13 protein-coding genes are annotated in these 18,416 nt (G+C 61.0%); 6 read left to right on the top strand and 7 right to left on the bottom strand.

Annotation, left to right across the window (positions count from 1 at the left end; all coding sequences use genetic code 11):
* The first annotated feature begins 37 nt into the window (after positions 1-37).
* Positions 38-799, top strand: a complete 762-nt coding sequence (locus Enr13x_RS30345) for a hypothetical protein (protein WP_145390635.1) — start codon at positions 38-40, stop codon at positions 797-799.
* A gap of 233 nt (positions 800-1,032) precedes the next feature.
* Here Enr13x_RS30345 and Enr13x_RS30340 read toward each other — a convergent pair whose 3' ends face one another.
* Together Enr13x_RS30340 and Enr13x_RS39580 are read right to left on the bottom strand one after the other, a co-directional pair.
* Complete coding sequence (locus Enr13x_RS30340; protein WP_145390634.1) at positions 1,033-2,361, bottom strand: 3-deoxy-D-manno-octulosonic acid transferase; 1,329 nt, start codon at positions 2,359-2,361, stop codon at positions 1,033-1,035.
* Positions 2,362-3,174: 813 nt separating this feature from the next.
* Entirely contained in the window at positions 3,175-6,891 is a 3,717-nt protein-coding gene (locus Enr13x_RS39580) for a preprotein translocase subunit SecA (RefSeq protein ID WP_145390632.1), read from the bottom strand.
* Positions 6,892-7,243: 352 nt separating this feature from the next.
* Between Enr13x_RS39580 and rpiB the strand changes: the two genes are divergently transcribed.
* The 3 genes from rpiB to Enr13x_RS30315 all read left to right on the top strand — a co-directional run bounded on the left by rpiB (position 7,244) and on the right by Enr13x_RS30315 (position 10,268).
* Positions 7,244-7,753 carry a ribose 5-phosphate isomerase B gene (gene rpiB / locus Enr13x_RS30330; RefSeq protein WP_145390630.1) on the top strand — a complete coding sequence of 170 codons (510 nt, stop codon included), beginning with the start codon at positions 7,244-7,246 and terminating at the stop codon, positions 7,751-7,753.
* 118 nt (positions 7,754-7,871) lie between these two features.
* Positions 7,872-9,140: a chorismate synthase gene (locus Enr13x_RS30325; RefSeq protein ID WP_145390628.1), complete on the top strand. Its 1,269-nt coding sequence runs from the start codon at positions 7,872-7,874 to the stop codon at positions 9,138-9,140.
* 219 nt (positions 9,141-9,359) lie between these two features.
* Positions 9,360-10,268, top strand: a complete 909-nt coding sequence (locus tag Enr13x_RS30315; RefSeq protein ID WP_197455459.1) for a zinc ribbon domain-containing protein — start codon at positions 9,360-9,362, stop codon at positions 10,266-10,268.
* Between the two features lie 68 nt (positions 10,269-10,336).
* Here Enr13x_RS30315 and Enr13x_RS30310 read toward each other — a convergent pair whose 3' ends face one another.
* The gene (locus Enr13x_RS30310; protein ID WP_145390624.1) at positions 10,337-11,203 is read right to left on the bottom strand and encodes a dihydroorotate dehydrogenase electron transfer subunit; all 867 of its coding nucleotides are present in this window, start codon (positions 11,201-11,203) and stop codon (positions 10,337-10,339) included.
* Positions 11,204-11,447: 244 nt separating this feature from the next.
* Here Enr13x_RS30310 and Enr13x_RS30305 point away from each other — a divergent pair, with 244 nt between their 5' ends.
* On the top strand, positions 11,448-13,574 hold the full coding sequence (locus Enr13x_RS30305; RefSeq protein WP_145390622.1) for an alpha/beta hydrolase family protein: 2,127 nt from the start codon (positions 11,448-11,450) through the stop codon (positions 13,572-13,574).
* Between the two features lie 296 nt (positions 13,575-13,870).
* On the opposite strand, the gene Enr13x_RS30300 is transcribed toward Enr13x_RS30305, so the two are convergent.
* The 3 genes from Enr13x_RS30300 to Enr13x_RS30290 are packed head-to-tail and all read right to left on the bottom strand — an operon-like array spanning position 13,871 to position 16,022.
* Positions 13,871-14,833, bottom strand: coding sequence for a GHMP family kinase ATP-binding protein (locus Enr13x_RS30300; protein WP_145390621.1), 963 nt, complete (start codon positions 14,831-14,833; stop codon positions 13,871-13,873).
* Entirely contained in the window at positions 14,830-15,447 is a 618-nt protein-coding gene (locus Enr13x_RS30295) for a DUF447 domain-containing protein (RefSeq protein ID WP_145390619.1), read from the bottom strand. Before Enr13x_RS30295 ends, Enr13x_RS30300 begins: the two co-directional genes overlap by 4 nt.
* Complete coding sequence (locus tag Enr13x_RS30290; protein WP_145390617.1) at positions 15,444-16,022, bottom strand: anthranilate synthase component II; 579 nt, start codon at positions 16,020-16,022, stop codon at positions 15,444-15,446. The genes Enr13x_RS30295 and Enr13x_RS30290 overlap by 4 nt, the downstream gene beginning before the upstream one ends.
* A gap of 92 nt (positions 16,023-16,114) precedes the next feature.
* On the opposite strand from Enr13x_RS30290, the gene fba reads away from it, so the two are divergent.
* Positions 16,115-17,125, top strand: coding sequence for a class II fructose-bisphosphate aldolase (gene fba, locus Enr13x_RS30285; RefSeq protein WP_145390615.1), 1,011 nt, complete (start codon positions 16,115-16,117; stop codon positions 17,123-17,125).
* 49 nt (positions 17,126-17,174) lie between these two features.
* Here the strand turns inward: fba and Enr13x_RS30280 are convergent, their stop codons facing one another.
* Positions 17,175-18,356, bottom strand: a complete 1,182-nt coding sequence (locus Enr13x_RS30280) for a pseudouridine synthase (RefSeq protein ID WP_197455458.1) — start codon at positions 18,354-18,356, stop codon at positions 17,175-17,177.
* Positions 18,357-18,416 lie beyond the last annotated feature (60 nt).

Raw genomic sequence — 18,416 nt, 5'->3', positions numbered from 1 at the left:
GGCACGTCAAACCAGTCATTTCACGGGGATTTGTTCGATGAAGGTTGCTTTTGCAAACGTCGCGTTCTGTTCGGTTGTGTTGCTTTCGATCTTGGCGGCAGTGGATCCGGCGGCGGCTCAATCGAACTCCAGCGGGTGTGATTCAGGCCACGGCCACAACGGATACGTCTCGCACCACCACCGCGTCCACTACGTTCGTCCGGTCCATTATGGATACGCTCACCGCGGCTATGGTTACGACCCCGCGTTTGGGCGTGCCGAGTTGCTCAGGGCCGCGGCGACGGCCAACGTCTTGAACGCGAGTGCTCGCACGCAGCACCTGCACGCCGATCGGTTGGAGATGCAAAACAGTGTCGAATTTCTGGCGACCCGCTTGGAACGAAAACAGATCAACAAACAAAGTCGTTTCGGTCACCTGCATGCCCGTGGCGAACAGGTTCGCCAGCAAAAACAGGCCGAGGTGCAGTTGGTGTCCAGCGTGTCACGTCGTCGCCCCGTCGATCCGATGACCGGGCAGGTCGCGTGGCCGATCTTGCTGCGGTCGAGCTACTACGACAAGGCTCGCGGCCCGATTGATCTGGTGTTTGATCAACGCAGCCGCGTCGGACGCATCAATCCCGATCATTTTCTGCCGATGCGAGATTGGATCGAGCGGATCGAAAAGGAGTTGAAGGCCAACGTCGCCTACTACGAAAAGAGCGACTACTTGGAAGCGAAGGCGTTCCTGCGAAGTCTGATCGATGAAGCACGGACTGACGTAACGCCCGGTCAATCGCAGATCCAATTGGCCGCACGGTAGGGCGTGCGAGAGGATGACATTGGGCTAAAGACCGTCAAGCTTAGGACGACCGGTTTTTCGAGTACGATGGCCCTTCCGGGCCGTCGTCCGTTGGACTCCCGACGACGACCTAGAAAGGACGTCGTACAACGGTCCGCTGACCGCATCACACTTCATCGACGACCTTATGAGGATTCCTCGCGTTTCGCAACATTCCTGAGCGGGAGGGGATCTCGTGTCTGCACACCAGCGGTTTATGCCGCGCGTCGTTGTGACTGATCGTCGGGGGCGAGGAACTGGCCGATGGCGTCGACCGTGCGTTCGCTCGCGCCGCGGTGTTGCTCGACGACCTGCTTGGCGGAGCGTCCGAGCGCATCGGCGGCCGGGATGTCGGTCAGGCAACGCTCCAGGAACGCTTCCAATTCGGTCGCGTTGGCCGCCCGCACCGCGCCACCGGCGTCGAGCAGTCGCTCGGCGATGTCGGTAAAGTTTCGGGTGTCGGGGCCAAAGGCGATGGCATTGCCGTAGCCGGCCGGTTCAAGCATGTTTTGTCCACCGCGGTCGCCGAAGGTGCCGCCGACGGTGGCGATCTGGCCGACGCCCCACCAGTGCCGCAGTTCACCGATGGTGTCGATCAGCAGGACTCGATCGGCGGTCCATTTCAAATCTTCCAATGAGCCGTCCCGCGAGCGACGGTGCGCGAGCAGCCCTTCGGCATCAATCAATTGCGCCACGCGGTCAAACCGTTCGGGGTGGCGTGGCACCAGGATCAGCCGCAGTTCGGGGTGGCGCCCGCGGAGTCGTCGGTAGACGTCCAACGCTATTTTTTCTTCGCCTTCTTGCGTGCTGCCGACGACCCAGACCATGTGCCAGGGATCGACGCCTGCCCAGCGGGCGCGCGATTGGACTTCGACGCATTCACGCGTTTGCGGGGCATCGTCAAATTTCAGCGAACCGCTGACGGCGATGCGTGACCGGGGTGTTCCGCAGGCGACAAAGCGGTCTGCCGAAGATTCGTCTTGGCATTGAACGCTGCTCAGTGATGTGAAGATCGAACGCGTCAGCCAGCCGAATCGTTGATAGCCGGCGGCGCTGCGTTGGCTCAACCGTCCATTGATGACGATCACGTCGGTGTTTCGCTGTCGGGCGGTTTGGATCAGGTTCGGCCAGAGTTCAAGTTCGGCGAGCACCAACAGCTTCGGCTGGAGAGTGGCCAGGGTGCGCTTGACCGCCCAGGAAAAGTCGAGTGGGCAGAAGAACACGCGGTCGGCTCCGAAGCGCTGGACGGCCAGGTCGTATCCGGTGTCGGTGCTGGAACTGATCACGATCGACGTCTGGGGGAACTGTGTCTGCAAACGCTTGACCAGCCCGCCGAGCAAGTTGACTTCGCCGACGCTGACCGCGTGCAGCCAAAGGCAATCCGCCGTTGGGGTTTCACCGCGCAGACGACGCGCCTCGGCAGGCGACAGGCCCAGTAGTTTCTGTCGCCACCCGCGGCGGTAGCGTCCGTGCCGCACCCGGCGATACAGAATCCACGGCGAGAGTGCCGTGAGCGCGATCAAGTAGACGGCATTGGCGAACATTGGAGATTCCGTTCTCGGGTCGTGCTTCCTCGTTCCCAGGCTCTGCCTGGGGACGGGCTGATTGGAAGGCTCCGCCTTCCGGTTGGCTGCTGGGTGAGGCGGAGCCTCGGGGGCATTGCGTTCCAAGGCGGAGCCTTGGAACGAGTTTGGCTGCATTGGAGATTCCGTTCTCGGGTCGTGCTTTCTCGTTCCCAGGCTCTGCCTGGGGACGGGCTGATTGGAAGGCTCCGCCTTCCGGTTGGCTGCTGGGTGAGGCGGAGCCTCGGGGGCATTGCGTTCCAAGGCGGAGCCTTGGAACGAGTTTGGCTGCATTGGAGATTCCGTTCTCGGGTCGTGCTTCCTCGTTCCCAGGCTCTGCCTGGGGACGGGCTGATTGGAAGGCTCCGCCTTCCGGTTGGCTGCTGGGTGAGGCGGAGCCTCGGGGGCATTGCGTTCCAAGGCGGAGCCTTGGAACGAGTTTGGCTGCATTGGAGATTCCGTTCTCGGGTCGTGCTTTCTCGTTCCCAGGCTCTGCCTGGGGACGGGCTGATTGGAAGGCTCCGCCTTCCGGTTGGCTGCTGGGTGAGGCGGAGCCTCGGGGGCATTGCGTTCCAAGGCGGAGCCTTGGAACGAGTTTGGCTGTGTTTTACGAGGTTTTAGCGGCAGGGCGCAAGCCCTCCGGTCTGTTTCTCGTTTCTCGTTCCCAGGCTCTGCCTGGGGACGGGCTGATTGGAAGGCTCCGCCTTCCGGTTGAATGTTGGACGAGGCGGAGCCTCGGGGGCATTGCGTTCCAAGGCGGAGCCCTGGAACGAGATCGGCGGGGAATTCGACTGGCTACTTCCTCAGGCAGCAATTCTTGTATTTCTTGCCGCTGCCGCAGGGGCAGGGATCATTGCGTCCGATTTTGACGCCGGTATTTCGAATCGGCTCGGGTTTGGCGTCGGTCTGCTGGTTGCTCGCTTCGGCGGCCTGTTGTGCGGCCGTTTGGGTGGCGGCCTTGGTCGCCGTCGCGGTGCCCGCTTGGCCGGCGACCGAGTGCACTTCATCGTGACGTGCTTTGGCGTCGACCCAGGTGCTGCGGATGAAGTCTTGGTTGAACGATTCCATGCGGAAGATCAAACCGGTGACTTGTTCACCGACCGATTCCCACATGTGGTCGAACAGCCGCATGCCTTCGCGTTTGTATTCGACTTTGGGGTCCAGTTGGGCATAGCCTTTCAAGCCGACGCTGCTGCGGAGGTGGTCCATCGTCAGCAGGTGATTTTTCCAAACGTCGTCGACGATGTTCAGCAAGATCTGGCGTTCCATGCGTCGCATTTCGGGGTGGAATCGATCATCGACGGCACCGTCGACGGCCAGGGTGAGTTTTTCACGATTCATCCGCGCCAGATCTTCCGCTTCGATCGAAGCACCCAGTTCGTTTTTCATCCAAGCGGCCAGGGTTTCCAGTTTGTCGGTTCCGCTGGTGGCGACCGCGGCGGTCTGGTCGTCCTGGGCATCCCCGAACACGTTCTGGACCATCTCATCCGCTTTGGCGTACATGGCGCCGGCGGCGTCGCTGGTTTCGCGGCTGAACTGGATCAGCTGCGTTTTCAGGTCGTCACGGTTCAGCGGTACCTCCTCGATGTCGACCCCTTTCTCAAAGCGACGTTTGATCCAGCCGACCAGGTTTTCGCGATCCAAGATGACTTGGGCACCTTGCTGGACGGTGAATTGCGAGATGCCGGCGAGTGCCGGGTATTCGGTTTCTTTCTCGGCGTATGCTTCCTCGGCGCGTGAGACCAACGCCTTGGTGACGGCACGTCGATCTTCGACGTCGCGGAATTCTTCGGGAGTGGTTTCGATTCCGAAGCGGTGTCGCATCCAACCGCAGAGGACGCGGAGTCCGTAGTCGGCATCGAGGAACGGTTCGCCTTCGCTGAGATCAACTTTTTCAATGGCTTGATGACTTTTCTCGATCAGGGTGTTGATCAGTTCATCGCGTTCCATCTTTTTCAGTTGATGGTCTTGATAATTGGTGCCCAGGGAGGTGTTGCACCATTTGGCGAGCGCCTGCCAGTTCCATTCGTCCTCCATGCCTTCGGGCAGGTTTTCTTCGACGATTTCTTCGACCGTGACTTCGGCGGTTCGCTCGGCTTGTTCGCGGGCGTAGCTGGTGGCCATGGAGATTTCCATGTTTTGGAAATCTTTGGGATCCAGCGTGCAACCGAGTTGGCCGCCGGCGAAGGCGGCAAAGGTTTCGGCGCCGTAGCCGGGTTCCAAGAACGTTTCGACCTGTTCTTGGATCTGGGATCGGATCAGATCCAGAATCATCGTCCGCGAGCTGTGGCCATCGAGCAGGTTTTGGCGATAGCGATAGACGCGTTTTCGTTGCTCGTCCATGACCTCGTCATAGTCCAGCAAACTCTTTCGCATTTCAAAGTTGCGTTCTTCGACTTTCTTTTGGGCGGCTGCGATGCGGCGGGTGACGAGTTTGGACTCCAGCGGTTCGTCCTCCCTCATGCCGATCCGTTCCATCATGTTCTTGACCCACTCGCCGGCGAAGATCCGCATCAAGTCGTCTTCGAGCGACAAGAAGAAACGGCTCGAACCGGGGTCGCCTTGGCGTCCGCAACGTCCGCGAAGCTGCAGGTCGATGCGTCGCGATTCGTGACGTTCGGTTCCCAGGACGTACAACCCGCCGAGTTCGCGGACGTGTTCGCCCTGCTCGCTCATGCCTTCGGCTTTGTCGATCGATTCGACCAACTCGTTCCATTCCTCGTCGGGAACGTCCAGTCGCGTCGCGTACTTGTGCTGCAGTTGTGCCCAGGCTTTGGTCTCGGGGTTGCCGCCGAGGATGATGTCGGTACCACGACCGGCCATGTTGGTCGCGATCGTGACGGCGTATTTTCGTCCCGCTTGCGAAACGATGTCCGCTTCCCGTTCGTGCTGTTTGGCGTTCAGGACTTCGTGTTTGACGCCGCGGCGTTCGAGCAACAGGCTCAGTTTTTCGCTCTTCTCGATGCTGACGGTACCGACCAGGACGGGGCGTCCGGCATATTCGATCGAGGTGATCTTTGCCTTGGGGATCGTGTCAGGGGTCTTTTCACCCTTGCCGATGAATTTGACTTGATCGCTCTGTTCTTCCTCGATCTTGCCCCACAATTCGGTTCCGTCCTTCAGTCCCAACACATCCCACTTGTTGGTCCGTTCGATCTCTTCGGCGAGCGCTTTGTATTTGAATTCTTCGGTCAGATAGATGACGTCGGGATGTTCGATCCGTTGCAAGACGCGGTTGGTCGGGATCGCAATCACGTCGAGTTTGTAGATCTTCCAAAACTCGTTGGCCTCGGTCATCGCGGTCCCGGTCATGCCGGACAGCTTCTTGTACATCTTGAAGATGTTTTGCAGCGAGGCGGTGGCAAAGGTTTGGGTTTCGGGTTTGATCGGAACATTTTCTTTGGCTTCGACCGCTTGGTGCAACCCGTCGCTCCATTGTCGGCCGTCCATCAAGCGACCGGTGAACTCGTCGACGATCACGATCTGGCGATCTTTGACGACGTAATTGACGTCCAGCTTGTACAGGTAGTGGGCCTTGAGCGCGTTGTCGATCAGGTGCGGCCATTCCATGTTGCCGGCGGTGTAGAAACTTTCGACGCCGGCCAGCCGTTCGGCTTCACGCACACCCTCGTCGGTCAGCGTGACGTTGTGCTGTTTTTCGTCGACGGTGAAGTGTTCTTCTTTTCGCAGCGCCCGTGCGACGCGGTCGGCATCGGCGTATCGCCCCAGATCCATCTCGCTGGGGCCGCTGATGATCAACGGCGTTCTCGCCTCGTCGATCAGAATGTTGTCCACTTCGTCGATGATCGCGTAGTTCAGCGGGCCTTGGCATTGCTGGGCTTCGGGCGGAAAACGGTCGTCGCCTTGGGCGGCCGGCCGCATGTTGTCGCGCAAGTAATCGAAGCCGAATTCGTTGTTCGTTCCGTAGGTGATGTCACAGCGATAGGCGGCCTGTTTTTCGCCGGTCGACATCCCCGATTGGATCGCGTTGACCGTCAGACCCAGGTTCATGTACAGCGGCGCCATCCATTCCATGTCACGGCGGGCCAGGTAATCGTTGACCGTGATGACGTGAACGCCTTTGCCCTCGAGCGCGTTGAGATAGGCCGGCAGCGTCGCAACCAGCGTCTTTCCTTCACCGGTGACCATTTCGGCGATGTTGCCCTGGTGCAGCACCATGCCGCCGATCAGCTGGACGTCGTAGTGACGCATGCTGAGGAAGCGTTTCCCGCCCTCGCGACAGACGGCAAAGGCTTCGGGCAAGATGTCGTCCAAGCTTTCGCCGTCACGGATCCGTTGCCGGAACAGCTGCGTCTGTTCACGCAACTCCTCGTCGGTCATCGCCTCGTATTTCGGCTCAAGCGCGGTGATCTCCTCCGCTTTGGCCTGGAGTGCGGTGACTTGACGCGCGTTGGCCGATCCGAACACGGACGTGATCGCACGTTCAAAGGAGCTGAGGGCACCGCCGAAGACTGCGCCGGTGACATCTGCCAGGGTTTCAAAAAACGACATCGCTGAATCGCTTAGTAAGTTTCTATGTATGTTTCGCCGCGAGCATACAGATTCGCCCGCAAGAGAGTCAGATTGGCAGCGCGACGGCCCCCGCGTCTAGAGCAGCCAATTTGGGGCCAATCCGACGAAAGTCCGGTTTTACGCCCCGTTCTGACCACCGCTCGGATCGGAAAGGAGAAGCTAAATGCTTTGGGGGGCTTAGGTTAGGTTTTTTGGTGGATCAGGTCAACGGTGATCGTTGCGGCACCGCGGACAAATGGCCGGCGACGTGTTTTCGCGGCTAACGAATTTTCAACTTGCCAGCTAAACTGTCCGCCCTGACTAGCCTTTTGTTCCTCCCGCCCATTGATTCATGATCGATCAGAACCCATCCGACGACCGGTTACGCGTCGCCATCGGCGGCGACCACGCCGGTTACCCGCTCAAACAGGTGGTTGCTGAACAGCTTGCTGCCGTTTCATACGCGACATTGGTCGGCAACGTCATCGACTGTGGCACCGACAGCACGGCGCGGTGCGACTACCCCGATTTTGCGATCGCGGTTTCACGCGAGATCATTTTGGGCAACGCGGACCGTGGCATCGTGGTCTGTGGCAGCGGGGTGGGCGTGAGTGTCGCGGCGAACAAAATTCCCGGGATTCGGGCGGCGATCTGTCACGATACCTATTCGGCCCACCAGGGGGTCGAACACGATGACATGAACGTGTTGTGCATCGGCGGCCGGATCATCGGCAGCGAGTTGGCCCTGGAAATTGTCCGCGCGTTTCTGGGGGCCCGCTACACGCCGGGCGAGCGGCACCAGCGCCGTTTGGACAAAGTCATGGAAATCGAAGCCCAGGGGCGCGACGCGTTGGGGCTCTAGAGGAATGGTTGTGGGATAGGCTTCCAGGCGGTCAATCGACAGGCTGGAAGCCTATCCCACTTGATGCTCTTGACAGGCTGGAAGCCTATCCCACTTGATGCTCCCGATAGGAACAATCATGGAAATTCTTGGTGGACCTTACTTTGGTGTCGCGGGCGCGGGTGAATCCCACGGCCCGGCGGTGACGACCATCGTGTTCGGTTGTCCGGCCGGGCTGATGATCCGTCGCGAGCAGGTCCAAGCGTTTTTGGATCGGCGCCGACCCGGGGGCAACAAGTATGGCACGCCCCGCAACGAAAAAGACAAGGTCGTCTTTCTCTCCGGCCTGTACCAGACCGATCACGAGGCGCTGCTGGGAGACGCCGGCCGCGGTGAATCAAAACTCAGCGTCGAGGTCGAGGGGGCGCGGTTTGAATCCCAAGGCTATGAGGCGGGCTACACCACCGGCGAACCGATCGCGGCGATGGTCCTGTCGACCAGCAAGAAGTCGGGCGATTACACGCAATTCATCGGCCCCAAGGGTCAGGTCCGCCCGGGCCACACGGATCTGGTGAAGTATCACAAGTCGCGTGGGTTCGTCGATGTCCGCGGCGGCGGTCGCAGCAGTTACCGTGTCACGATCAGCGATGTCGTCGGCGGCAGTCTCGCGCGATTGTTTTTGCAACAAACCTTCGGTACCGTCTTGCTGTCCTCGATCGATCAAGTCGGACCGCTGCGGGCGAACGTTTCGTTGGCCGATCGGTGCCAGGCACTGTTGGCCGAGCAGGATTCGGTCACGATCGATGCCGACACGATCGCGGCGATGCAGCGCGACATCGACGCTTCGGTCATCCCTTCGATCGACAGCGGTTTTGCCTCCGAAGCCGCGGAACTGATCAAGGAGACGCGCAAGTCCGGCGACTCGCTCGGGGCCGGGGTCGAGGTGGTGGCGCTCAATGTGCCGCCGCTGCTGGGAGACCCGCTGTATCAGAGTTTAAAGGTGCGGATCATGGGTGCACTCGGCGGGCTCAACGCGGTCCAGTCCTGCGAGGTCGGCGCGGGGGCGGCGGTGATCGAGCGGGTCGGCAGCGAGAACAACGATCCGATCCGCAGCGGCGGGTACGTTTCCAACACCCACGGCGGCCTGATCGGCGGGATGACCACCGGCATGCCGCTGGTGTTTCGCGTCGGATTCAAACCCACTTCGACGATCAACAAACCACAACAGTCGGTCACCAAAGACCTCAGCGAGATCGATTTCCAGCTCGAAAAAGGGCGCCATGACCCCTGCGTCGGTGTGCGAGCCGGAGTGACGTTGGAGTCGCGGATCGCGATCGAGTTGATGAACGCGGCGCTCAGCCACAAGGCGCAGAGTGTCGGGGAAGGGCTGCCCGGATTGTTCCGGTAGGGCTCGGCGAGCACCCCGTGGCGTAAGCTTCCCGCTTGCGACTGAGGGCACTGGCAAACTGGAAGCTTACCAGCACGATCCGCCGCGAGTCGCAAGCTGGAAGCTTACGCCACTTCTCTGCGGCCGAGCGGCAAATTGTGACAGACAAATGGCGCGGAGTTGCTAAGATGGGCACCGCTGATCGCCACCGTTTCCCCTGCCAAGAACGTTTCGTCATCCATGAAGATCAAGTGCCCCGGCTGCGCGTCTCTGCTTCAAATCCCCGACACGGCGGCCGGCAAGGTGGTCAAATGCAAGTGTGGGAAACAGCTTCGGGCACCCGGGGGGCCTGCTGCGGCGCCGGCACAGGCGAAGCCACCAGCGCAAGCCAGTCCGGGGGCGTCTGCTGCCAGGCGGGCACCCGCCCAGTCTCGACCGCTCGCCGCGCCCTCTCCCGCGGCGGCAGCCGGGTTGTTTGACGAGTTGACCGAAACCGATTTGGCGCCGATCAAAGCGGTTCAGATTCCGGGAGCCAAGGTGGCGGTCAAGGCGCCCGGTGCCAGCGCAGCGAAAATGCTCAACGAGGCGATTTCGGGCAGCGATCGGCGCGGGGAAGCGTTGGTGATGAAAGGGGAGGCGATGCGGCCACCTTTCTTGATCTTTATCGGCATCATCAACGGACTCTCGGCGATCTTCTACGGCGGTTTGATGCTGTTGTTTCTCGGCTTTGTCGATGCCGAGATGTTGGAGGACATGGACGATGCCATGGCCGACGTGGTCGGGTTCGTCTATTACCTCATTGCCGGGATGCTCGGGCTGATGGCCCTCTTGTCGTTGGCGACCAGCATCTGCTGCTTCTTTCGCGGCAGAGTCTGCTGGTACGTCGTCTTGCTCAGCTATGGCTGGGCGCTGGCGTTTCGCATTTTCGAAGTGGCGCAAGAGGCGATGGCAGATGACGTGGAATTCAGCATCATCAAGGGTGTGGGAGGGATACTGATCGGCGCCGGCATTTGGGCGTGGCTGCACGGCGAAAGCGTTCGCGCGTATTACCAAACCGAAGGCGAACCGATTTGGCGGATCGCGGTGATCGACGCGACCGGATTCCTGGTCGCCGGAGGGCTCGGCGCGGCGGTACTGTTGATGGGGTAATCAAAAAGTGGGATAGGCTTCCAGCCTGTCATGGCGAAAACGACAGGCTGGAAGCCTATCCCACTACGTCACCAAACAATCTTGTCGGCGTCAAAGATCGGGCCTTCGACGCAGGTGCGTTTGTAATCCCACTCGCCGTCGTCTTGTTTGACTTTGGCGACGCAGGAAAAGCAGATGCCGATGCCGCACGCCATCGGAGTTTCCATCGAGACCTGACAGTCGACGCCACGCTTGCGACAAGCATCGGCGACCTTCTCCATCATGATCTCCGGTCCGCACGTGACGACGCGGACGGCGGAGGCGTCATCGAGTTCATCGAGCCGAGCGGCCAAGACATCCGGCACCAGTGCTTGGCGGCCGGTGGATCCGTCATCGGTGCACAGCTGGACGTCGAATCCGGCCTGACGAAAATCCGGGACGCCGGCGAGTAATGATTCGCGCCGCGCCCCGTAGATCAGTTCCACCTGATTCGCCCAGCCGTTTGGCCGACCAAACGATTGGCTGCCGATCGCTTCGCGCCCGAGCAGCAACATCGGTGTTTGCCCGATCCCGCCGACGGCCATGATCAAGCGGTCACACGGTCGTGCGGAGAAACCGTTGCCCAGCGGCCCCCACAAGCTGACTTTGGTTCCCAGTGGGCTTTCGGCACAGGCCGTCGTGAAGCTGCCTTTTTTCAGGTAGATCAGATCGATGTATTTCGGTTTGCCGTCCTCGCCCGGCAGCACGTCCCAGATCGCCAACGCGCGACCGATCAGCGGTGCATCGACACCCGCCAAGCGGATCATCACGAATTGGCCGGGTACGGCGATCGACGCGAGCGCCGGAGCCGAGACACGCAGCCGATACGTCGCTTCGGCAATGCACTCGTTCTGCTCCAGCACCGTTTCGTGCTGGACCAACTGGTCGGCGTAATAATCGGCATGCAGTGCGGACATGGTCGAAGGTCCAGGGGGACGGTGACAGGATTCGATTGTCTCGCCCCTAGCCTAGGAGATCTGTCACTTTTGGCCAATGTGTCGTGCGTGAAGGAAACGAGTCGCCGGAATCATGCGGCCACCCCATCGTTCTGCCATCCCATCATTCTGCCATCCCCGTCTCGCCAAGGCCGCCGGCGGGTTTGCTAATCTATAGCACCGCGTTCCCCCCTCTCCAGCCACGCACATTCCGAGTCCCACCGCCATGCCGCGTTTTATCGCTTGGACTTTCGTCATCGTTTCGTTCCTTTCCGCCGGGACGACGTCTCAGGCCCAGGCGGGAAAATTAAAAACACTCAACGACCACTTTCCGTTCACGGTGCCGGATTCCGTCGACCGCTGGAACGACCGCGCCGATGCGCTGCGTCGTCGCGTCTTGGTCGCCACGGGGCTTTGGCCGATGCCGGACCGCACGCCGTTGCAGCCGGTGCTACACGGCAAGATCCGGCGTGACGGGTTCACGGTGGAAAAGGTGTACTTTCAATCGCTGCCGGGGCACTTCGTCACCGGGATGCTGTTCCGTCCTGCGGCGGACAATTCGTTCGGGCTGGTCGATGGCAAACGTCCGGCCGTGCTTTCGCCGCACGGACACGGGGGCCGAACGATGCGGCTGAGCGACGGCGAGCTGGCCAAACAGATCCAATCCGGCGGCGAGGTGTTTGAGAATTCAGGTCGTTATCCCAAGCTGGCTCGTTGCGCGCACCTGGCGCGGATGGGCTGCGTCACGTTGATCTTTGACATGCTCGGTTACGCCGATTCTATGCAGATCGAATTCGAAACCGCGCACCGTCATGCCCAGGCCAGACCCGAAGAGTCCGATCGCGAGCAGCCCTGTCTATACAGCATCGACGCCGATTTGAATTTGCAATCGGTGATGGGCCTGCAGACTTGGAATGCCATCCGCGCGTTGGATTTTCTGGCCGAGTTGCCCGACGTGGATCCCGATCGATTGGGTGTGACCGGCGGCAGCGGTGGTGGCACGCAAACGATTCTGTTGGGGGCGATCGATCCGCGAATCAAAGTCGGGTTTCCCAACGGCATGGTGTCGACGTCGATGCAGGGCGGTTGCTATTGCGAAAACTGCAACTACCTGCGGATCGGGACCGGCAATGTCGAGCTGGCCGCGTTGTTTGCGCCGAAGCCGCAAGGCATGACGGCGGCCAACGACTGGACGAAAGCCATGCTCCGTGACGGCTATCCCGAGCTGCAAAAACTGTACGCCATGTTGGGAGCCGACGGAAACGTGATGTGTGGCGACGTGCTCCGGTTCCCGCACAATTACAACTACGTGACCCGTGCGATGATGTACCCGTGGATGGCCAAGCATCTGGGGCTGTCCGGCGACGTGCCGCTGGTGGAAGGCGATTTCGAGCCGTTATCCGAAGCGGACATGAAGGTCTGGGACGACGATCATCCGGCGCCGACCGAGGTGGGAATCCCGCACGAACGCAAGGTGCTGGCGTGGTGGAAACAGCAGAGTGATCGAAAGTTAAACGCCTTGATTCCCGATCCGACGGCAGGCATCGACGCAGCAGCCAAGCAGTTGGCCGAGTATCGCCGAGTCGTCGGCGGGGCCTGGCGCGTGATCTTTGATCGGTCGATGCCCGTGGCGCAAGACTTGGTCGTCACAAAGCGGAACGAAGGGGCAGCCGGCGACCGCGTTGTCCGTTATCGCCTGGAGCATCGCGACTGGAAAACGGTCGTGGAATTCGATGTCGTCGCGGGAGACAACACCGGCGCGGTGGGGCACGTCGTTGTGCCAAAGACGGTGGGCCGTGACGCGGCACAGCGGGATGCGATCGTGAAGTCGGTTGCCGCCCAGGGCGACGGCGCAAAAACTGTGGTCGCCTACCTTGCTCCTGCGATCGGGGCAGCAAGGGATGCGATGGAAAGTGAGCACCAGCAGCCCTTGATCGACGACAAGCGAAGTTATTCCGGGCTGACGTTCGGCTACAACCGGCCGCTCGCCGTCAAGCGGTTTGAGCAACTGTTGTGCGTGTTGGCGTACCTCGATCACTCGACGCCCGATGGACCGTTGACGTTGGTCGCGGATTCCTCCAGTTGCATCAGCAGCGCTGCTGCCGCGGTGGTCGCCGGCGATGTGGTCGACGAGTTTCGTCTCAACAGTGGAGGCTTTCGCTTGAGCAGTGTGACCGATTACAGCGACGAGCACTTTGTCCCGGGGGCGGCGAAATACTTTGATTTGCCGGGGCTATTGTCGCTGCGTGCGCCCAACGCGTTGTCGATCCAGGGCGAGGCCGAAGGGGCGATGGGATTGGTGCAAAAGGTTTACGCAGCTGCCGGAGCGGCGGACAATCTGACGGTGGAGTAGGGCATGCTGTGCATGCCGATTGTCTGATCGAACAAACGATCTCCGGTATCACCGCAACGGAGAACACCCACGGATGGCAAGGCGTACCCACGGATCCCTGGCTGCTTTTCATCCGTGGGTACGCTCTGCCATCCGTGGGGTCATTTTAATGGGGCACTGGAGGGCTTGGGCTGGCGCTTCCAGCGTCGCACCGCAACCCACCCGCTTGAGTCCGCGATCCAATCAGACGGATCAGCGGCGGATGACATTGATCGTTCGGCGGAGGAGTACCGATTGACCGTCATGCACTGCATGAGCTACCGCTCGGTCACCGTTCGCCCGGTGTGTTTGATGCGAGCGATTTGAATGTCGATCGACGGGCTGGCAAACTGTTCGGCCAAAGCGTTCGCGGCTGATTCGTCTTCGCACCAGGCGAACACTCCCGGACCCCAACTGCTTTGCCCCACGCCGATCGCGCCGGCGTTTCGAAGCGACGCGATCAGCTCGGTGACCCAGCGGCCGTTGTAGGGGCCGCCTTGGGCTTCGGCGAACAGCGTGCCGCTGGTGTGGTTGTACGTTTCGATCGCATGGGCGAAGTCGGTGAAGTGACCGGCCCGGGCGGCCGGCAGGATCTCATCGACGATGTGCCGCTGTAGCTCGTCGCCAATGCGGTTTACGGCCGATCGGTGAGGCTTGGATTGCAGTCTGGCAAAGTGATCGGATTCGTGTTGACCCGATACCGTTTCGGCAATCGTCGCGGGGCTGAGCGTCAACAAACGCCATCGGTCGGGCAATTCGAGTCGTTGTCGAATCGGGTTTAGCGTTTGGCGATCTTCATCGCCGGTTTCGAAGATCATGCCGCCGTTGAAAAAACCATGGACGCCGACCGCCGAACGTTTGCCCCGATCGGCGATTTCGGCGGCGAGCGTTTCATCGGAAATATCCTGCCCGGTGAACTGCCGCAACCCTTCGGCGATGGCGAGTGAGAGTTGTGTGCCGCTGCCGAACCCGCGGTGCGGAGGAGCGGCGCTGACGACGTCGATCGCCACGGCGGGCAACGACGTCTGGCCGATTGCTTGACACAAGCGTTTAGCGATCGGGCAGGCGCGTTTTTGAAACGCACTCGCCACGGTCCATTGATCGGCCGCGGAGAGTTCGACGATGGTTGCCGGCCGGTCGATCATCACGCCGAGACCACCGAATGGCGGCGATGTGTCGAGCAACCCGAAGTGCAACCGCGCGCCGGTTTCGATTCGAATCCGTTTCGCCGCACGCATCATCGGATTCCGGTCGGGGCGTGTGGCTCGATCCGCCGGGTGATCACCGCAACCAACGTCTCAAACGCGTCCCGTTCGGCGCTGCCGGCGGTCTTGTCGACCAAGGGTTTCAATGCATCCAATTGTGACCGGACGTCCGCGGCCGGGATCAGATGAGTCCGAGTTGCCAGGATGGCTGCTTCGATCACGGCATGCTTGGCTCGATTGAAACCGAAGAACGGCGCGATGATCCCGGAGTCGACCACGCGGCAGGGCATCTCGTAGCGCGGCGGCGTTTCGGCCACAGAGGTCACTTCGACGGCAAACCAACGATGGCAGTGGTTCAGGATCGCCCATCCTCCGCAATCCGAGCGCCGCAGCGATGCGGATTGATCGTCGAGCTGGCTGACCGCGGCGCGGGCGAAGAGGGCCGCGTTATCGGTCACGTGAATCGTCGCGCGTCGCGTCGCACCTAAATTGGCGAACGTGCGCGAGCCCTCGAACGGTCGCAGGATGAAGCCCGGATCGGCGGATCCGCTGGACGTCATCGCATCGGGATTGGACACCACCGGCCCCATCGGCGCAAGATTGACGCGGCCGTCTGCGCCGATCGTCGTCACGATTGATTCCAGGATCACGTTGCGTTTTGGGTCAGGGAGGCGAAGTTTTGGACGATGGTTTGGCCGCTGTCCGACAGAATGGATTCGGGATGAAACTGGACTCCAAAGACCGGGCGCGAGCGGTGGCGCAGTCCCATCACGCAGGCGTCGTCGGTGCTGGTGGCGGTCACCCGCAAGCAGCTGGGCAGGCGCTGTGGCGAGACGACCAGGGAATGATAACGCGCCACGTTCATCGGGCTGGGGCAGTTGCGAAACAGGTCGACTCCATCGTGGGTGATCGGGCTGGCCAGGCCATGGCGGGGCTCGCTGCGGATGATTTGTCCACCGAATGCAGCCCCGATCGCTTGGTGTCCCAGACACACGCCCAGGATCGGCAGGTGCTCGGGAGCCTGGCGGATCAGGTCGACACAGCAACCCGCATCGGCCGGTCCGTGGGGGCCCGGGGACAGTACGATCGCCTGGGGGGCCAGGTCAATGGCCTGACGGGCGGTGATCTGGTTGCTCCGGATCACCCGCGTCTCCGCCCCGGTAAGGCGAAAATAGCGCGCCAAGTTGTGAACAAAGGAGTCCTGATTGTCCAACAGCAGAATCATGATCCCCCGCCCTTGCGGTCAGGGGTCACGCAGCGATAATTCCCGGCAAAAGACTGACCTCCGACTCTCATTTTACCCCAAGGTAGCTGATCATGGCATTGGTTCCACTTCGCGTTGTGCTCGACCACGCCGCAGAAAACGATTACGGCGTTGCGGCATTCAACGTCAACAATATGGAACAGATCCAGGCGATCATGGAAGCCGCCGAAGAAACCGATTCGCCGGTGATTATCCAGGCATCACGCGGTGCACGGGCCTATTCGCAGGACGCTTACCTGCGACATCTGATGATCGCGGCGACCGAATTGTACCCGCACATTCCGATCGTCATGCACCAAGACCATGGCAACAGCCCCGAGACCTGTAAATCGGCGATCGAAAACGGCTTCACCAGCGTGATGATGGACGGTTCGCTGGAAGAAGACGGAAAAACGCCCGCCGACTACGAATACAACGCCAAGGTCACCAAGGCCGTCGTTGAAATGGCTCACGCCAAAAATGTCTCCGTCGAAGGTGAACTCGGCTGCCTGGGATCGCTCGAAAGCGGCGAAGGGGAGCAGGAAGACGGCCACGGTGCGGTCGGCGAATTGACCCACGACCAATTGCTGACCGATCCCGACGAAGCCCAGCGATTTGTCGAAGAAACCGGCGTCGACGCACTGGCCGTCGCCATCGGGACCAGCCACGGTGCGTACAAGTTCACCAAGAAACCGACCGGCGAAGTGTTGGCGATGACGCGGATCGAAGAAATCCACGCCAAGCTGCCCAACACCCACCTGGTGATGCACGGCAGCAGCAGTGTTCCGCAAGAACTGCAGGACATCATCAACCAGTACGGCGGCCAAATGAAGCAAACCTACGGCGTGCCGGTCGAAGAAATCCAACGCGGGATCAAGAGCGGCGTTCGCAAGATCAACGTCGATACCGATTGCCGCATGGCGATCACCGGCGCGATCCGCAAGGTGTTCGCCGAAGACCCCTCGGCGTTCGACCCGCGTGCTTATCTGAAGCCCGCCCGCACGGCGATGAAAGACGTTTGCGTCGCACGCATGACGTCGTTCGGACAAGCCGGCAACGGAGCCAAGCTCCGGGCGACGCTGTAACGCAAGCCTGCTGGTAACTCGTTCCAAGGCTCTGCCTTGGAACGTCGGTTCAATCGCCGCCGATGATCGAGCCGCCGCCGTCGGACTTCTTCGGTTTGAATGAAAACTTCGTCGTCGCCGGTTTTCGGCTCGTCCGCCGCGCGGTGACGTCGTTGCGGCTTTCGGCGTAACGTCGTTTCCCGGCCGATTTCTTTTTTGCGGACCGTTTCTTGGTCCCCTTGCCAGCCGGTCGGCGTCGCGGCGTTTCGTCGGCGACTTCGTCGCGGCTATGTTCGATCGCTTTTCTCAGCCGGCTGACTTCATCGCGCGACAGCACGCGGTGGGCACCGACCGGCATGTCGCCGATTCGCAGCGGTCCGATCGCAATCCGGCGCAAGGTCTGGACCTTGTGCCCCAGCCGCGCCAGGATTCGGCGGATCTCGCGATTCTTGCCTTCGCGGAGCGTGATCTCCATTTCGGTCGCGCGGGCCCGCGACTTGACGATCTTGGCCCCTTCGACGCGAACGAATCCGTCCGAAATATAGATGCCCTTGCGCATGCTCCGCATCGTTTCGCCATCGATCTTGCCGGCCACGGTGACGCGATAGACTTTTCGGACGCCGTATTTGGGGTGCGACAATTGCTGGGCCAAATCACCGTCGTTGGTCAACAGCATCAGCCCCTGGCTGCTCTGATCCAGTCGTCCGACGGGGAAAACGCGTTCGCTGTTGGGGACCAGATCGATGACGCGTTGGCGTCCGCGCGGGTCGGCGTTGGTGCTCAAAAAGCCGGTCGGTTTGTTGACGGCGTAATAAACGAGTTTCTGTTGTCTCAGCGGCACGCCGTCGACGAGCACCTTACTGCTCTTGGGGTCGACCACGGTCCCCAGTTCCGCGGCGATCTCGCCATCGACTTCGACGCGTCCTTCTTCGATCAGCGATTCGCATTGGCGTCGGCTTCCGAATCCCGCGGCCGCCAGCAGTCGTTGCAGCCGTTGCGGTTGATCCCGCGTGCTGGTCGTCGCGGCGGCGGGGGCTCGCCTGGTGCGTTTGCCGGCCGTGCGTTTGGTGGTGCGTTTGCCGGCCGTGTCTTTGCTGGCGGGGCGTTTCTTGGGTGCCGCCGACTGCGATTTCGGCTCGCTTTCGGAGGTTTTGGCCTTCGGCTTGCGTGCCCCACGTTTCGGCTTGCCCCCCGTCCGCTTGGCGGCGGAAGGCTTTTTGCCGGGTGAATTCTTATACGAGCGACGGGGCATGGATCAATCTGCGGTCGGGTGAATGGTTTTTGCGAACCCACCAGATTACCAGAGTCATGC

Source organism: Stieleria neptunia (assembly GCF_007754155.1).
In the GTDB taxonomy this organism is placed as follows: Bacteria; Planctomycetota; Planctomycetia; order Pirellulales; family Pirellulaceae; genus Stieleria; species Stieleria neptunia.
This window is presented reverse-complemented; position numbering and strand designations above follow the sequence as displayed.

What these genes read in the sequence shown, in the direction of transcription:
- Enr13x_RS30345 (WP_145390635.1), top strand. Translation starts at nt 38, where the DNA reads ATGAAGGTTGCTTTTGCAAACGTCGCGTTCTGTTCGGTTGTGTTGCTT.
- Enr13x_RS30340 (WP_145390634.1), bottom strand. Translation starts at nt 2,361, where the DNA reads ATGTTCGCCAATGCCGTCTACTTGATCGCGCTCACGGCACTCTCGCCG.
- Enr13x_RS39580 (WP_145390632.1), bottom strand. Translation starts at nt 6,891, where the DNA reads ATGTCGTTTTTTGAAACCCTGGCAGATGTCACCGGCGCAGTCTTCGGC.
- rpiB (WP_145390630.1), top strand. Translation starts at nt 7,244, where the DNA reads ATGATCGATCAGAACCCATCCGACGACCGGTTACGCGTCGCCATCGGC.
- Enr13x_RS30325 (WP_145390628.1), top strand. Translation starts at nt 7,872, where the DNA reads ATGGAAATTCTTGGTGGACCTTACTTTGGTGTCGCGGGCGCGGGTGAA.
- Enr13x_RS30315 (WP_197455459.1), top strand. Translation starts at nt 9,360, where the DNA reads ATGAAGATCAAGTGCCCCGGCTGCGCGTCTCTGCTTCAAATCCCCGAC.
- Enr13x_RS30310 (WP_145390624.1), bottom strand. Translation starts at nt 11,203, where the DNA reads ATGTCCGCACTGCATGCCGATTATTACGCCGACCAGTTGGTCCAGCAC.
- Enr13x_RS30305 (WP_145390622.1), top strand. Translation starts at nt 11,448, where the DNA reads ATGCCGCGTTTTATCGCTTGGACTTTCGTCATCGTTTCGTTCCTTTCC.
- Enr13x_RS30300 (WP_145390621.1), bottom strand. Translation starts at nt 14,833, where the DNA reads ATGATGCGTGCGGCGAAACGGATTCGAATCGAAACCGGCGCGCGGTTG.
- Enr13x_RS30290 (WP_145390617.1), bottom strand. Translation starts at nt 16,022, where the DNA reads ATGATTCTGCTGTTGGACAATCAGGACTCCTTTGTTCACAACTTGGCG.
- fba (WP_145390615.1), top strand. Translation starts at nt 16,115, where the DNA reads ATGGCATTGGTTCCACTTCGCGTTGTGCTCGACCACGCCGCAGAAAAC.
- Enr13x_RS30280 (WP_197455458.1), bottom strand. Translation starts at nt 18,356, where the DNA reads ATGCCCCGTCGCTCGTATAAGAATTCACCCGGCAAAAAGCCTTCCGCC.